This window comes from Nocardia ninae NBRC 108245 (assembly GCF_007990755.1).
GTDB lineage: Bacteria > Actinomycetota > Actinomycetes > Mycobacteriales > Mycobacteriaceae > Nocardia > Nocardia ninae.
This window is the reverse complement of sequence record NZ_BJXA01000028.1, coordinates 73,781-88,868: the sequence shown is the minus strand read 5'-3', so window position 1 is coordinate 88,868 and position 15,088 is coordinate 73,781. Positions and strand designations below refer to the sequence as shown.

Here is a 15,088-nt window from a genome sequence, read left to right as displayed (position 1 = left end):
GGCACAGCGTCTTTGGGGCTGTGTCGCCAGATGTGAGTCGACATTGTTACCTGACCTCCGTTGTCGCCGGGCGCAATCCGCTGGACAGCTCGTCGAGGAGCACATCAGGGGCGCTCAGGAACTCGTAATGTTCGCCTGGCAGCACCGTTCTGATGAAGCGGTCCGGCGCCGCGTAAGCGGACCAGCCCGCCATCTGCTCGGGCCGGATCTCCGGATCGTCGCTCCATCCGATCGCGCACAGCCGACCGGGCAGCGGCACCGGGGCATCGAGCCGGTAGCGCTGATTCGCCGTCACGTCGGCGCGCAGCACGCGCAGGCTCAGCGCGAGTAGCTGCGGCTGCGGCTCGGCGCCCATCGCGCGCGTCAGCTGGGCCAGCTCGACGCCGAGCTCGTCATCGCTCATGGACAGAAACCGGCCGAACGGGCCCTCGTGCGGTGCTACCTGCGAGGAGACGAACAAGCACGCCGGATCGGGCAGCGGAGTGTCCGCGAGTAGCAGCGCGGTCGCGAACGCCGCGAGCGCTCCGCCGCAATGGCCGAACAACCCGAACGGGCGGTCCAGGAACGGCTCCACGTAGGCCACCACCTCTTCGGCGAGTTCCGCGTAGGTGCCGAAGTGTGGGTCGCGCATCCTGTTCTCCCGGCCCGGCGGCTGGATCAGGCAGATCTCGATATCCCCGATGCGGGTTGGCCAGTTCCTGTACATCGAGGCCCCGAGACCCGAGTAGGGAAAGCAGAACAGGCGCGCGGCGCAGTCGTCCCTTGGTTGCCGGAGGAGCAGCTTGGCCGGGCGTCGCGTGGCACTCATCCGGCACCTCCTGTTCTGCGTGCGGTCCCGACCCCGATCGGATCGTCGGCGTGTCGCGGGTCGGGAAATCGCGCGTTAGGAAACAGCTGTGCCCGCAACGGGAGTCGCTTCACGCCCGCGGTGAAGGTCGACGCGAGATGCTCGACCGGACCGGCCACCGAGAACGACTCGACCACCCGCGTGATCTCCTCGAACAGCACCCGGAGCGCGATGCGCGCCAGCGGTGCGCCGATGCAGTAGTGCGGCCCATAGCCGAACGCGACGTGCGGGTTCGGCGCCCGGGTGAGGTCGAACCGGAACGGATCGGCAAAGACGTCGTCGTCCCGATTGGCCGAACCGAGCCAGGCCACCACCGCTTCGCCCGCGGGGATCGACTGCCCGCCGATCGTGGTATCGGTGACCGTGTAGCGCAGGAAGTGGTTCGTGGGCGAGGCCCAGCGCAACCCTTCCTCGACCGCGGTCGGGGTCAGCGACGGGTCCGCGGTCCAGCGGCGGTACTCGGCGGGATGGTCGATCAGCGCGAGCACGGTCGCGGCGACCGCGTGGGGGGTCGTGACATTCGCGCCGAGCAACAGGCTGTAGCAGTTGTAGACGAGCTCGTCGTGGCGGAGCTTGCGGCCGTCTGCGGTCATCTCGAGCAGGAAGCCGATCAGGTCGTCGGCGGGATTTCGCCTGCGCCGCATGACCAATCCGGCGAAGTAGGCGAACAGCTCGTGGTGTGCCGCCGCCAGCGTGCCGTGACCCGCGGTCTGCTGGAAGTCGGGGTCCTGCGGTGCGATCGCCATGGTGGTCAGCCGAGCGAGCGAAGGCCAATCGTCCTCCGGAATCCCCATGAGGGCACCGGTGAACATCATCGGGAACCCGGCCATGGCCTCGGCCATGTCCCACACACCGCCGTCCAGCAGGGGAGCGAGGACCTGGTGGGTGATCCGGCGGATCTGCGGCACCCTGGATCGTAGTTCGCGCGGTGACAACGCCTTGCTCAACGGCTCGCGCATCGCGGTGTGCACGGGTGGGTCGCTGGCCGCCATCATCTTCCCGCCCGCCGGGTCGGTGCCGCCGAGGATCGACAGCAGCGTGCCACGGCTCGAGGTGAAGCGGGTGTGATCGCGCAGGACGGCTCGGACGTCGTGATATCGGGTTATCGACCAGAACGCCCGGCCATCGGGCAACTGCCGGCGGTGCGCCGGGGCGCGTCTGCGCAGCTGCGCCCAGATCGCGTGCGGATCCCCCGAGGTGAAGCAGTCGAGATCGGACAGATCCACCTCGGCGAGATCGATGTCGGGGTCGGGGTCGGGGTCGGCTGTTCGTGGCACGGTGATTCTCATGGGTGCTCGCCTGTCCGGTCGTGGTCGGCGGCCAATTCGTCGATCAGCACCGACAATTGAGCGATCGTCGGGTCCTCGTAGAAGGCGACCGGGGGCACGGTCTGCCCGTAGCGGGCGCCGATTTCGAGGGTTATCCGGGTAGCCATCAGGGAATGCCCGCCCAGTTCGAAGAAGTCGTCGTCGACACCGATCGTGTCCAGTTGCATCAGATCGCCCCACAACTGCGCCAGCCAGGCCTCGGTATCGGTGCTCGGGGCCCGGTATTCGGTGCTGAGTTCGGGTCGTCCTGGCATGACGGTCGTGGCGAGCCGCTTCCGATCGATCTTGCCGTTACCGGTGAGCGGTAGCTGGTCCAGCCACTGGAACGCTGCGGGAATCATGTACTGCGGCAACGTCGCTGACAGATGTTCGCGCAGATCCGCCGAGGTCTGTGCGAAGTCGCTGAGATAGAACGCGGCCAGCACGCGTCCGTTGTCGCGGTCTTGCGCGACCACGACGGCGTCGAGCACCTCAGGGTGGTGGCGTAGCGCGGTTTCGACCTGCGCGGTTTCGACGCGGAAGCCACGGATCTTGACCTGCTCGTCGGTGCGGCCGTGGAACTCGAGCACGCCGTCGGGGCGGCGCAGTGCGAGGTCACCGGTCCGGTAGAGGCGATCGCCCGGCACCTCGGCGAACGGATTCGGCAGGAACCGGTCCGCGGTGAGTGCGGCATTGTTTCGGTAGCCGAGTGCCAATCCCGCACCGGCAGCGAATAGTTCGCCTACCTCGCCGTCGGCGACCGGTCGCAGTGCGCGGTCGAGCAGGTGCACTGTGGTGCCGCGAATCGGCCGACCGATCGGGACCCGTCCTGCGCCGATCGGCGCGGTGATCCGGTAGCAGGCGGTGAAGGTCGTGTTCTCGGTCGGGCCGTAGCCGTTGATCAGTGTGGTGCCGGGGAGTTCGCGCAGCGCTCGATCGACATGGGCGGGCGAGAGCACATCGCCGCCGGCGAGCAGGTAGCGCACCCCGCGTAGCCGGCTGAGGCCCGCCTCGACCATGGCGTGGAAAAGACCCGCGGTCAGCCAGAGCGTGGTCACCGCCTCGCGTTCGATCAGCTGTGCCAGTTCGGGCAGGGAGATGTCGCCGGGCGGGGTGACGACCAGCCGTGCACCGTTGAGTAGCGGTCCCCAGATCTCGAGGGTGGAGGCGTCGAAGGCGACCGGCGCCAAGTGGAGGAAGACGTCATCGGGCCGGATAGGCAAGAACTCTTGATCCGATATCAGCCGCAACACCGCCCGGTGCGGAACGCAGACCCCCTTGGGTCTGCCGGTCGATCCGGAGGTGTAGGCGAAATAGGCGACGCTGTCTCCGCAGGCAGGTACCGGCGGCAGCGTGGCCGGTACCTGCGGAGCCTCGGCCATGAGCTCGGATGTCACCACCACCTTGACCCCCGCGTCAGCCAGCACGGTCGACCGGACTTCCTCCGGTTGATATGGGTCGAGTGCGAGATAACCCGCGCCCGCCTTGAGCACGGCGAGCAGGGCGACGATCAGCTGGCCCGACCTGGGCAAATCGACGCCGACCGGGTCGTCCGGTTGGATGCCGAGGGTGAGTAGCCGACCGGCGAGCCGATTGGCGCGGTCGTTCAGCTCGGCGTAGGTGAGGTCGCCGTCCGCGGCGCTGATCGCGAGCCGGTCGGCGAATTCGGCGGCGCAGCGCTCGAACGCCGCCGAAATGGTGTCGGACGGATACCTCGGCACGTGTGCTCCTTGCGGTCAATCGCCTGCGGCCGGCGGGATGGCGAGCTCGGTCCACGTGGCTGTCGCCTTCGCGACCAGCGTCATGGTTTCGGTGTAGAGCGCGGTCGCGACGGTGCGGGACCGGCCGTGCGCGCGGAGCAGCGTCCCGACGACCACGTGCGGCCGCTCGGCCAGGACGACCCCGGTGATCTCGGTCGACATGCGGGTCAGCACCGCGGGGGCGACGGCCGGGTCCCGGACCCAGCCACCGGGACAATCCAGGACGCTCCAGATCAGTTCCTCGGGAACAATCCCTTCGCCGGGAACGCCGTCGCCGTCGGCCGATGCGGCGCGGGGTGTCCACGGGCACGCGACGGTGTCCGGTCGGTCCGGCACCGGACCGGGCGTGAGGGCCAGCCCCGCGCCGTCGGTTCGCTGGTGCCCGCACACGAAGCAGGTAGGAAATGGATGCCCGAGGTCGGTGAATTTGCGGGCCGCTGCCGCGGCGGTCGCGAGGTCGACACCGGCGATATCGGCGCCGAGGGACGGGGAAACAGCGGTGACCGTCGCGATCAACTCCCCGTGTGCGTACACCGAACAGCGACGTTCCTGCGAGACCAGCTCGATCGGGGTCTCCAGCGGAGGCGGAGCGATCAGGGTCACCGCCACCGGAGGCCGCAGACCGGACGTACGCGCGAACGTGGCGCACGCGTAGCCGCCGTGTGCCGACGCCCGCGGACCGTTGAAAGCGGCGGGGATCGAGGTATGCCGCACCGCCGCGGTGTCGGTCGGCCGCGCGCGTCCGGTCATCTGGCCTCGACTCATGCCGGTACGGCTTCGATCACCGACGCGGGTCCGGAGGTCGGCACGATGCGGCGAACCCGGAAACCGGTGTCGGTCAGCAGATCGGTGTACTGCTGGACGGTGCGCAGGCGGCCACCGGACTCGAGCAGCAGGTCGAGGTCGATCAACTTGCTGAGGTGCGGCCGGTTTCCGTCGGGGATGAGCATTTCCACCGAGATCAGCACGGCCGCCGAGCTCATCGCGCCACGCACGGTATCGAGGATTTTGCGAGCATCGTGCTCGGGCCAGTCGTGAATGACGTGCTTGAGCAGGTATGCGTCGCCGCCTTGCGGTACCCGATCGAAGAAGGAACCACTCTCGATGGTGCAACGGTCCAGCACACCGGCGGCCGTCAGTGTGCGCGTCGCGCCCGGCGTCACGTGCTCCCGATCGAACAGGACACCGCGGGAGCGCGGCGCGATCCGCAGGATCTCGGCGAGCATGCGACCGTGCCCGCCGCCGACATCCACCACTGTCGGGAAGCGGGAAAAGTCGTATGCCGCCAGGATCGACGGAACCGCGACCTCCGTGGCGGAGGTCATGGCCTGATTGAACACCTCGGAGTAGCCGGGGTTCTGCTCGATGAACTCGAACACGGGCATGCCGCGCAGCTTTTCCACCATGGGTTCGCCGGTGGTCACTGCGGGCAGGAGCCAACCCCAGTGTTCCCACTCGTACGGGTGACAGGCGAGCAGGATGAGCGCGCGGACCGAGTTCGGAGTATCTGACCGCAACGCCTCGGCCATCGGCGTGAGCTGGAACCGGCCGTCGGGCCGTTCGCGGAAAATGCCGCGGCCGGCCAGCGCGCGCAGCAGCCGGAAGGTCGCGTCCCGGTCCGCGCCGACCGTGGCCGCGATGTGGTCGGCCGTCGCGGGTCCCTCGGCGAGCGCGTCCGCGACCCCGAGCTTCGCGGCGACATAGATCGCCTGAACGGTGCCGACGCTGGCGAGATCGAGGAGATTGAGATGCGCGGGCGCGAGGCTGCGGTACAGCCCGAGCAGTCCGTTCCTCGCGGTGTCGATGAGCGCTCCGAGGTAGGGGAGTCGCGCGGGGGTGCGGAGGAACGGGACACTCTCCGGGAATTGGACCATGACGCCTATTCTCGAGCGGCGACACGTCACCTCCGTGGCACCGGACGTCCGGCAACCGGCGCTGATTGTCCTGTTCAGTCCTCCGACGACGAACCCGCCACGGGGTTCCTGCGGATAACGCCGGACCCGGCACACCCCTGTCTCGTCCGCGCCGACGGCTCCCGTACCGGACCGTCGGTGGTTCCGCGCAACGAGCGTTGCGCTGTACCGCGACCGGCGGTGGCGCCGTGGCCGGGCATCGACGGCTCGGCACAGTACTCGCTCACGATGGTCGGGTGAAGCGACAGGCCGTTCCCCCCTCTGCGCACGTCGTGATCGTCGGCGGCGGCGTGATCGGCACGAGCATCGCGTACCACCTGGCCGTGGCGGGTGTCCGGGATATCGTGCTCGTCGAGCGCGACGGCCTCGGCAGCGGCTCGACCTGCCGGGCTGCGGGTGGTGTGCGCGCCCAATTCTCCGATGCGCTGAACATTCAGATCAGCACCAGGTCCATGGCGGCGTATCAGCGGTTCTCCGCCGTCCCCGGCCAGGAAATCGACTTGCGTGCCGTGGGTTATCTCTTCTTGCTGTCCACGCCCGAGGACGTCGCGGCCTTCGAGAAGAACGTCACGGTGCAGAACGAGTTCGGCGTGCCGAGCCGGATGGTCGATCCGGCGGAGGCACGGCGTCTGTCGCCGCTCATCGACACCGACGGTGTTCTCGCGGCGGCCTACTCACCGGAGGACGGTCACTGCACGCCGGAATCGGTGGTGCTGGGTTACGCGACGGCCGCGCGCCGCCTTGGCGCGCGCCTGATCCCGCACTGCGATGTGGTCGGAATCCGCACCACGGGTGGCGAAGTCCGTGCGGTGGAGACGAATCGGGGGACGATCGCCACGTCGATCGTCATCTGTGCCGCCGGCGCGTGGTCGGCGGCGATCGGCGACATGGCAGGCGTGCCCCTTCCCGTAGTGCCCTATCGCCGCGAGCTCGTCTGCACCGACCCGATCGATGACGCCGTCCCGGTTCCGATGACGCTCGATTTCTCCTCGGCGTTCTACTTCCGCAGGGAGGGTCGTGGTCTGCTGCTGGGACTTTCGGATCCCACCGAACCGCCGGGCTTTTCGACGCACCGATCCGACGCCTGGCTGGCCAAGCTGGCCGACGCGCTCGCCGTCCGCGCGCCTGGGCTGGTCGATGTCGGCGTCACCAGTGGCTGGGCCGGGCTGTACGAGGTGACACCGGATCACAACGCACTCATCGGTGAAGCCGCCGAGGTCGGCCGTTTCCTGTATGCCACGGGGTTTTCCGGTCACGGATTCATGCAGGCGCCCGCGGTCGGGGAGATCGTCGCCGACCTCGTGCGCGAGCGCGCGCCCTTCGTCGATGTCGCCGCGCTGCACGTCGATCGGTTCTCCTGTGGCCGTCCACGAACGGAGCTGAACTATGTCTGAGGACGGCGCGGGAACCGCGGACCCGCACGATGTCGCCGGGCATATCGCGCAATCCTGGTGTCGTGCATTGCAAGTGCCGGAGGTGCATGACGACGACGACTTCTTCGAGCTCGGCGGGCATTCGCTGCTGGTCACCAGGATCGTGTCCTATCTGCGTCGCGAGCTCGGGGTCGAGGTCGACATGCTGCAGGTCTTCGACACCTCCTCGTTCGGTGAATTCCGTGACACCGTAGCGGAATTGGTGGCCAAGACAAACGGAGCGACCCGATGAGCGCGCGCCTCTGTGGCTGAACGGAACAGGAAAGGACGCCCATGTCGGATCAATCGGCGCCTCGGCAGCGGCTGCTGTCACTGCTGCTGCAGCGGGAGGGCATGACCGCTCCCGTATCGGCCACCATCGAGCGGGCGCCGCGGTCCGATCCGCTACCGATGTCCTTTGCCCAGCAACGGTTGTGGGTATTGGATCGGTTGCTGCCGCGTAAGTCGGTGTACACCGCGCCGATGGCATACCGGCTCGCCGGGGCGCTGGACGTCGACGCGTTGCGGGCCGCGTTCGGTGTGCTGGTCGCACGGCACGAAAGCCTGCGGACAACCTTCGCCGTGCACGACGGGGTTCCGGTACAGCGGATCGGCGCCGCCCGTGAAATTCCGCTCGAGCGGATCCAGTTGACGTCGGCGGACCGCGAGGCCGAAGCTGAGCGACTGGCCAAGGCCGAGGCGGCCGAACCGTTCGACCTCGAGCAGGGGCCACTGCTGCGGGTCACCGTGCTGGAGCTGGCACCCGCCGATCACGTTCTGCTGCTCACGATGCACCACATCATCACCGACAGCTGGTCGCTTTCGGTGCTGTACCAGGAACTGGCCACCGCCTACGACGAGATCCGGCACGGCAGGACGCCAGATCTGCCCGCGCTGCCGATCCAGTACGCGGACTTCGCGAGCTGGCAGCGCTCACCCGAGAACCGGCGGCGGCTGCAGGGCGATCTCGACTACTGGATCGAGCAGATGCGAGGTGCGCCGCAGATCGTGACGCTGCCGCTGGATCGGCCGCGCGCGGTGGTCCCGCCGTTCAACGGCGGTGAGTACATGGCCACCGTGCCCGGTGACGTCGCCGACGCACTGCGCGCCATCGCGGTGGACGAGAACGCGACGCTGTTCATGGTGCTGGTGGCCGCGTTGTCGGTGCTGGTTGCCCGCTACAGCGGCGAGTACGACGTGGTGCTCGGCTCCCCGGTCGCCGGGCGTGACCGAGTCGAATTGGAACCGGTCATCGGCTTTTTCGTCAACAGCATCGTGCTACGCACCGACCTGAGCGGCAATCCCACCTTCCTGGACGCGGTGCGCGCCGCGCGCCGCACGGCACTGGCGGCCTTCGACCATCAGGAACTGCCGTTCGACTGGCTCGTCGAGGAACTGCAGCCGGTGCGCCAGTTGAGTGTGCATCCGTTGCACCAGATCAGTTTTCAGGTGGTGAGCAAGCTCAACGCGGGCACCGCGGAGCTCTCTTTGGACGCCGTGCCCGGCGCGGGCGCCGAGATCGCACTCACCTTGCCCGAGTTGGATATTCGGCCGTTCCCCACCGGAACCGGCACCAACAAGTTCGATCTCGCGATGGCCGTCGCGGAGGCGCCGGACGGACTGGTCGTGCGCATCGAATATGCGGCGGACCTGTACGACCACGCCACCGTCGCACGCTTCGCCGGCAGCTTCAGCACCCTGCTGGCGGCCATCGCCGCCGGGCCAGGCGTACGGATCGCCGATCTGCCACTGCTCGGGGACCGGGACCGGTGGCAGGTGCTCGAGGAGTGGAACGATACGGCGGTCGCGGTCGACCAGACCTGTCTGCACGAGATGTTCGCCGCGCAGGCCCGGCGCGCGCCCGATCGGGTCGCGGTCCGTGCGGACGGCCGTGCGGTGACTTACGGACAACTGGATCGCTACGGCAACGCGCTCGCGCACCGCCTGCGCGCGCTCGGCGCCGGACCGGAGGTGATCGTCGCGATCTGCGCCGAACGTTCGGTCGAGGCCGTTGTCGCGATGGTCGGTGTGCTGAAATCCGGTGCGGCGCTGACGATTCTCGATCCGGCGCAGCCACCGTCCCGGCTCCGAACCCTGCTCGCCGACACCGGTGCGCTGGCCGTGATCACCCGGAGCGAAGCGGCTGCCGACCTGACAGACACCGTCGACGTACCCCTGGTCGAACTGGATCCTGAACTGTCCGGCCTCGCGGGATACCCCACCGACGCGCCGGTCACCGGTGTCACGCCGGACAACTTGGCGCACGCGGTGTTCACCTCGGGCTCGACCGGCGCCCCCAAGTGCATCGTGACCCCGCACCGCGGTGCGGCCAATCTGCTGTCCTGCGATCAGGCCGAGTACCGGCTCGGCCCGGCCGATCGGTTGCTGCAGAAGGCCCCCTTCACCTTCGACGCGTCGATGTGGGAAGTATTCTGGCCGTTGACCTCTGGCGCCACCGTCGTCGTCGCCCCGCCCGGTGGACAGCGCGATCCGAAGTGCCTGGCCCGGCTGATGCGCGAAGAGCAGGTCACCCTCGTCCATTTCGTGCCGGTGATGCTTCGCGCGTTCCTGGCTGAGCCGGAGGCCGCCCGGTGTACCTCGCTGCGCATGGTGCACTGTGGCGGCGAGGCCATCACCCCGGACCTGGTCGAACGATTCCATCAGGTGTTCCCGGCGGCCGAGCTGCACAACCAGTACGGGCCGGCGGAGTGCTCGGGGCAGACCAACTTTCACCGGCTGCGGCCCGGCGCGGAACGTATTCCGCTCGGCAAGCCGACCTGGAACACCCGGCTCTACGTACTCGACAGTGGTCTGACTCCGGTGCCGCCCGGTGTCGCGGGCGAGCTGTATGTCGCCGGTGTTCAACTCGCGCGCGGGTACCACGGCAGGCCCGACCTCACGGCGGGGCGGTTCGTTGCCGATCCGCTCGGCGCGCCGGGTACGCGGATGTATCGCACGGGCGATCTGGTGCGCTGGATGTCCGACGGGGCACTGGAGTTCATCGGCCGGACCGACTTCCAGATCAAGGTGCGCGGCTTCCGGATCGAACCCGGTGAGGTCGAGGCGCAGCTGAAGACCCACCCGGCGGTGTCCGCCGCCGTGGTGGTCGCGCGCGCCGACGCCGGTGGCGAGAAGCGACTCGTCGGCTATGTGGTCGCCGAGCCCGGCGCGGGCGAGCCCGAGCCGATCGCGTTGCGCGCGCACATGATCGAGCGGGTGCCCGAGTACATGGTGCCGAGCGCGATCGTGGTCCTCGACCGATTCCCGTTGAACGTCAACGGCAAGATCGACCAGCGTGCGCTGCCGGAGCCACCGGCGTATCAGGGCAGCGGACAGGGTGTGCCGCCACGGACCGCGGCCGAGCGCCTGCTCGCGGACGTATGGCGGGTGGCGCTCGGTATCGACGAGATCGGTGTGCACGACAACTTCTTCACCCTCGGCGGCGACTCGCTCCGCGCGATCGACGTGGCCGCCCGTGCCGACGCGGCGGGCCTACGGATCTCACCGAACCTGCTGTTTCGTTATCAGACGCTGGCGGAACTCGCCGCAGTCGCGGTACCGCACGGGGACGAACGCACGCCGGTGGCGGCCGAACAGGACGAGATCACCGGCGCGGTGCCGCTGACCCCGGTACAGCGGGAATTTCTCGAACACGGTGACCCCGGCCGCGACTGGGTCTCGCAGTACGTGGTGCTGTCGGTACCACGGGAACTACAACCGGCAGTGCTGGATTCGGCGCTGGACCGGCTGATCGCCAGGCACGACATGTTGCGTGCGGCATTCACCCGGACGGACGGCGGCGAATGGAAGCAGACCATCGTCGCGCACCAGCCCGCGCCGCGTCTCGAGCGGCTAGCCGAGGTGACCGGCGACCCGATCGAAGCCGCGGTTGCCCTGGCGCACAACGCCTTCGACGTGGCGGCGGGCCGTATGCTCGGTGCGGTGCGCACCGATCAGGTGCTGGTGCTCGCGATCCATCATCTGTGCGTCGACGCGGTGTCCTGGCGCGGTTTGCTGACCGACCTGGAAACCTTGTGCACGAGTACGCCGCAGGCGCTGCCCGCCAAGACGACCTCCTACCGCACCTGGGCCGACCGGTTGCGCGAGCACAGTTCGTCGCAGACGCTCGCGGACGAGATCGTGATCTGGCGTGACGCGCTCCCGACGCAGGTCGACCGGCTGCCGCGCGCGCACGATGCCGGGAGCGGGACGGCAACCCGCGCCGATATGGCGGTGTACGACACCGCGTTGTCGGCGCAGGCAACCCGGACGCTGCTCTCGTCGTTTCCGGCCGCGTATCGCTCGGGCACCGAAGACGCGGTGCTGACCGCCCTGCTGGTGGCGTTGTGCCGCTGGACGGGCTCGGCCAGGCAGCTGATCGATGTGGAGGGGCACGGGCGCGAAAACCTGTTCCCCGACCTCGATCTCACTCGCACGGTCGGCTGGTTCACCTCGGTGTACCCGGTGTGCGTCGACCTGCCCGACGTCGACGATGTGCCCGGTTGTCTCGCGGCGGTGAAGGAGACGACCCGGGCGGTGCCCCGCCGAGGCATCGGTTACGGCCTGCTGCGCCACCTGCGCGCCGACGGAAATCCGTTCGCCGACCTACCCGATGCCGAGGTACAGCTCAACTACCTCGGGCGCATCGATGACGGGCCATCGGGCGAGCGGACACTGCGGCCGCTGGGCGATCCGCTGCGCGCCGCCGCCGCAGGCAGCCGGCCGCGCAAGTACCTACTCGAAGTGGTGGCACAGGTGCGGGCAGGGACTTTGCGTTTCGCACTCTGCTACGACCGGCAGGCCATCGCCGGCGCGGACATCGAAAAGCTCGGTGCCGCAATGTGTACCGCGCTGGAGCAGATCGCCGAGTGGGCAGCGGGGCCCACGGCAGGCTGCCCGGTGGCCGCGGACTTCCCGCTCTCCGGACTGAGCACCGCCGAGCTGGTCCGGCACTTCGGGTCCTGTCGCGGTATCGCCGATATCTATCCGCTGACACCGGTCCAGGAAGGCATGCTCTTCCATACCGTGCAGGCGCCACGAGCGAGCCTCTACACGACCCGAATGACTTGGGAGGGTGGCGATCTCGACGCCGACGCGTACAGCATGGCCTGGCTGGAGGCGGCGCGCAGGCACCCGGTGTTGCGTACTCGGATCGCCTGGGAGACCGTGGACCGGCCGCTCCAGGTGGTGGAGGAACAGCCGCGTCTCGAGATTTCTCGGCTGGACTGGTCCGATCGCTCGGCGACCGAGCTCGACGCCGAGCTCGACACGCTGCTCGCGGCGGCACGGAATCGCGGCTTCGACCTCGAAACCGGTCCGCTACTGCGGATCACACTGATCAGGACCGGCGCCGAGGACTGGCGGATCCTGCTGGAATCCCATCACCTGTTGCTCGACGGCTGGAGCAGCGGCCTGCTGATCGGCGATGTGCTCGCCCTCTATCGCAGCATCCGCGAGCAGCAGCCCGCCGAGCTGCCCGCGCGGCGTCCCTTCCGTGACTTCGTCGCCGCGCTCGCCGATCGGCCTGCCGGACAAGACGAATCGTTCTGGACCGGATATCTCGCGGGCTGCACCGAACCGACCCCGCTGCCGGGGGCGGAGAAGACCGGCGCCGATCCGCGACATGTGCTGGTCCGGGTCGACCTGCCCGACGACTTCGGCCCCGCGCTCACCCGGTTCGTCCGCCAGGCCCGCGTCACCCGGAGCACGGTCTGCCAGGGGGCGTGGGGCGCGGTGCTGAGCAGCTACACCGGCCGAACCGACGTCGTATTCGGTGCGACGAGCGCGGGCAGATCCGGGCTGACCGGCATCGAGCAGATGATCGGCAATCTGATCAACACGCTGCCGGTGCGGGTCCGCACCGGCGCGGACCGGCGAATCGGGGACTGGCTTCGCGAGTTGCAGCAGAACCGCTCGGGCATGCCGTCCGAACACACCGCCCTTGTGGACGTCATGCGGTGGAGTGCCGTCCGTCGGGGCAGGCCCTTGTTCTCCAGTGTGCTCGTCTTCGAGAACTATCCGGTGGACGAGCAGGTCCGTACCGCGTTGCACGGCCGCTCGCCCGACAGCCTGCGCGCGGACGACTCGAACAATTACCGGCTCACCGTCATCGTTGAAGACGGCGAAAAGCCGTGGGTGCAGCTGATGTACGACACCGCATGGTTCACCGAGGACGCCGTCATCCGCCTCGGTCACAGCCTGACCGCGGCGCTGTCCGCGCTGGTCGATCCCGCCGAACGGACGCTGACGGAGGTCTTCGCCGCCATCGCCGCGGCTAGAGCCACCGATGAAATCACCGCACCTGCCGTCATGAAGGGAAGTGCCAGCCATGCTCGATGAGTTATCGGAGGCGATCGAGGAAGTCCTGCCGGATATCGTCGCCGCCACCGGAGCACCGGGAGTCGCGGTGGCGCTGGCCACCGCCACCGACCTGCGGAGCTTCGGTGCCGGATATGCCGATCTCGCCCAGCGGATACCGATGACCGGCGAAAGCATCGGGCCTGCGGGCTCGCTCAGCAAACCGCTGCTCGGCGTCGCACTGATGCAGTTGGTCGAGGCCGGTGCGATGGCGTTGGACGCGCCGATCAACAGCTTTCTGCCTGCTGGGCTGCGGCCGCCTGACCCCGCCGCGGCGCCGATCACGCCGGTGCTGCTGACGTCGCATCAGGGTGGATACCGGACCGACTTCATCGACGCCACGCTCGAGCGGCCAGGACCGTTCGACGAGCATTTCGCCCGGCGCGTCGCGATCGGTCGCACACCTGAATACGGTGGAGTGTCACCGCTACTCGGCACCCCGGGCACCTATGCGTACTCCAGTCTCGGGATGTCCTTGATCGGTTCCGCGGTGGAACATCTCACGGGGGAGCGCTACGCCGATTTCGTCGACCGCCGCATCGGGCGACCGCTCGGCATGTCCAGCTCGGCGGTGCCTGCCGGTGCCTCGGCGCTGTCGCGTTGGGACGAACTGCGGCAGGCCGCCGATCGCGCCGTCGGCTACATGGGCTTCGGCGATTGGTGCGTGCCGTCGCCGGAATTCCATGCCGCGACCTACCCGGCCGCCGGGCTGCTCACCTCGCCCGCCGACTACGCCCGGCTGCTGCGGTCCATGCTGCGCAGCGCGGACGGCGCGGATGACGGGATCGTCACCCCGGCGAGCCTGTCGCAGATGCTGGTGCCGCGGATCGGCCGGAGCAGTCCGGTCACCCCCGACACCTGGGCCGGGATCGGACTGGAGATCAGCAACGCCGATCGGCTCGGTGACCGTTTCTGGTGGGGACATTCCGCGGCCTATCCGTGGGGCTACTGGTGGGACGCGCGGGTGTATCCGCGCAGTGGCCTGGTCGTGGTCGCGATGGTGAACAAGTGGGACATGATGCGGCTGCACAACCCCGCGACGCGCAACGCGGCGGGGATCGTCGCCGAGTGGGCGGGCCGCTGGGCGGCTGAGGGCGTGCCCACTTCGGCCGGTCGGGCGCTCGCTCGGACGGGCCTGTCCACCGGCGGTGCGCCGACCCCGACGCCCGCGTCGTCCGCGTGGATCGGTGCGGTGGCCGCCGAACGCGCGTACGGCACCCTCGGCGTGGCCGAACGCTGGGACGGGGCAGCGACCAAGTCCATGGTTCTCGGCGCGCGCCCGTCGGACGGCAGCAACCCGCCGGGCCTCGACCTCGCGGCCTTCGAAGCCGCCGTCGACGCCATTGCCGCGCTCGCACCCGATCCGGACGCCATCCGCTCCTACGCGGGCAACCAAGGACCGGAGGCGGCGCTCTGGGCGCTGGCCTGCGGTGCGAGCACCGCCGAATTCCCGATGCCGGTCGCCGCTCTGGCGGGGCCACATCCGTAGTGA

Annotated in this window: 9 protein-coding genes; 4 read left to right on the top strand and 5 right to left on the bottom strand. The window is 68.8% G+C overall.

The window, feature by feature from the left end; all coding sequences use genetic code 11:
- Nucleotides 1-46: 46 nt before the first annotated feature.
- Genes NN4_RS21295 through NN4_RS21275 form a run of 5 tightly spaced genes read right to left on the bottom strand, consistent with a single transcriptional unit; the run spans nt 47 to nt 5,788 of the window.
- Nucleotides 47-808, bottom strand: coding sequence for a thioesterase II family protein (locus NN4_RS21295; RefSeq protein WP_147134141.1), 762 nt, complete (start codon nt 806-808; stop codon nt 47-49).
- Nucleotides 805-2,136: a cytochrome P450 gene (locus NN4_RS21290; protein WP_147134138.1), complete on the bottom strand. Its 1,332-nt coding sequence runs from the start codon at nt 2,134-2,136 to the stop codon at nt 805-807. Before NN4_RS21290 ends, NN4_RS21295 begins: the two co-directional genes overlap by 4 nt.
- Nucleotides 2,133-3,875 carry a non-ribosomal peptide synthetase gene (locus NN4_RS21285; RefSeq protein ID WP_147134135.1) on the bottom strand — a complete coding sequence of 581 codons (1,743 nt, stop codon included), beginning with the start codon at nt 3,873-3,875 and terminating at the stop codon, nt 2,133-2,135. Before NN4_RS21285 ends, NN4_RS21290 begins: the two co-directional genes overlap by 4 nt.
- 15 nt (nt 3,876-3,890) lie before the next feature.
- Entirely contained in the window at nt 3,891-4,664 is a 774-nt protein-coding gene (locus NN4_RS21280) for a hypothetical protein (RefSeq protein ID WP_147134130.1), read from the bottom strand.
- An 11-nt stretch (nt 4,665-4,675) separates the two neighbouring features.
- Nucleotides 4,676-5,788 carry a methyltransferase gene (locus tag NN4_RS21275; protein WP_147134127.1) on the bottom strand — a complete coding sequence of 371 codons (1,113 nt, stop codon included), beginning with the start codon at nt 5,786-5,788 and terminating at the stop codon, nt 4,676-4,678.
- Nucleotides 5,789-6,015: 227 nt separating this feature from the next.
- Between NN4_RS21275 and NN4_RS21270 the strand changes: the two genes are divergently transcribed.
- From NN4_RS21270 to NN4_RS21255, 4 genes are read left to right on the top strand one after another with little or no spacing between them, the layout of a single operon-like run.
- Nucleotides 6,016-7,221: an NAD(P)/FAD-dependent oxidoreductase gene (locus NN4_RS21270; protein ID WP_344319679.1), complete on the top strand. Its 1,206-nt coding sequence runs from the start codon at nt 6,016-6,018 to the stop codon at nt 7,219-7,221.
- The gene (locus NN4_RS21265; RefSeq protein ID WP_147134122.1) at nt 7,214-7,492 is read left to right on the top strand and encodes a phosphopantetheine-binding protein; all 279 of its coding nucleotides are present in this window, start codon (nt 7,214-7,216) and stop codon (nt 7,490-7,492) included. Before NN4_RS21270 ends, NN4_RS21265 begins: the two co-directional genes overlap by 8 nt.
- 41 nt (nt 7,493-7,533) lie before the next feature.
- The gene (locus NN4_RS21260) at nt 7,534-13,578 is read left to right on the top strand and encodes a non-ribosomal peptide synthetase (protein WP_147134119.1); all 6,045 of its coding nucleotides are present in this window, start codon (nt 7,534-7,536) and stop codon (nt 13,576-13,578) included.
- A complete protein-coding gene (locus NN4_RS21255) occupies nt 13,568-15,085 on the top strand; it encodes a serine hydrolase domain-containing protein (protein WP_147134116.1) in 1,518 nt (505 codons plus the stop codon). Before NN4_RS21260 ends, NN4_RS21255 begins: the two co-directional genes overlap by 11 nt.
- The last annotated feature ends 3 nt before the right edge of the window (nt 15,086-15,088 follow it).

Coding starts and splice junctions, on each gene's coding strand:
- NN4_RS21275 (WP_147134127.1), bottom strand. CDS start 5,788: ATGGTCCAATTCCCGGAGAGTGTCCCGTTCCTCCGCACCCCCGCGCGA.
- NN4_RS21260 (WP_147134119.1), top strand. CDS start 7,534: ATGTCGGATCAATCGGCGCCTCGGCAGCGGCTGCTGTCACTGCTGCTG.
- NN4_RS21295 (WP_147134141.1), bottom strand. CDS start 808: ATGAGTGCCACGCGACGCCCGGCCAAGCTGCTCCTCCGGCAACCAAGG.
- NN4_RS21255 (WP_147134116.1), top strand. CDS start 13,568: ATGCTCGATGAGTTATCGGAGGCGATCGAGGAAGTCCTGCCGGATATC.
- NN4_RS21290 (WP_147134138.1), bottom strand. CDS start 2,136: ATGAGAATCACCGTGCCACGAACAGCCGACCCCGACCCCGACCCCGAC.
- NN4_RS21265 (WP_147134122.1), top strand. CDS start 7,214: ATGTCTGAGGACGGCGCGGGAACCGCGGACCCGCACGATGTCGCCGGG.
- NN4_RS21280 (WP_147134130.1), bottom strand. CDS start 4,664: ATGACCGGACGCGCGCGGCCGACCGACACCGCGGCGGTGCGGCATACC.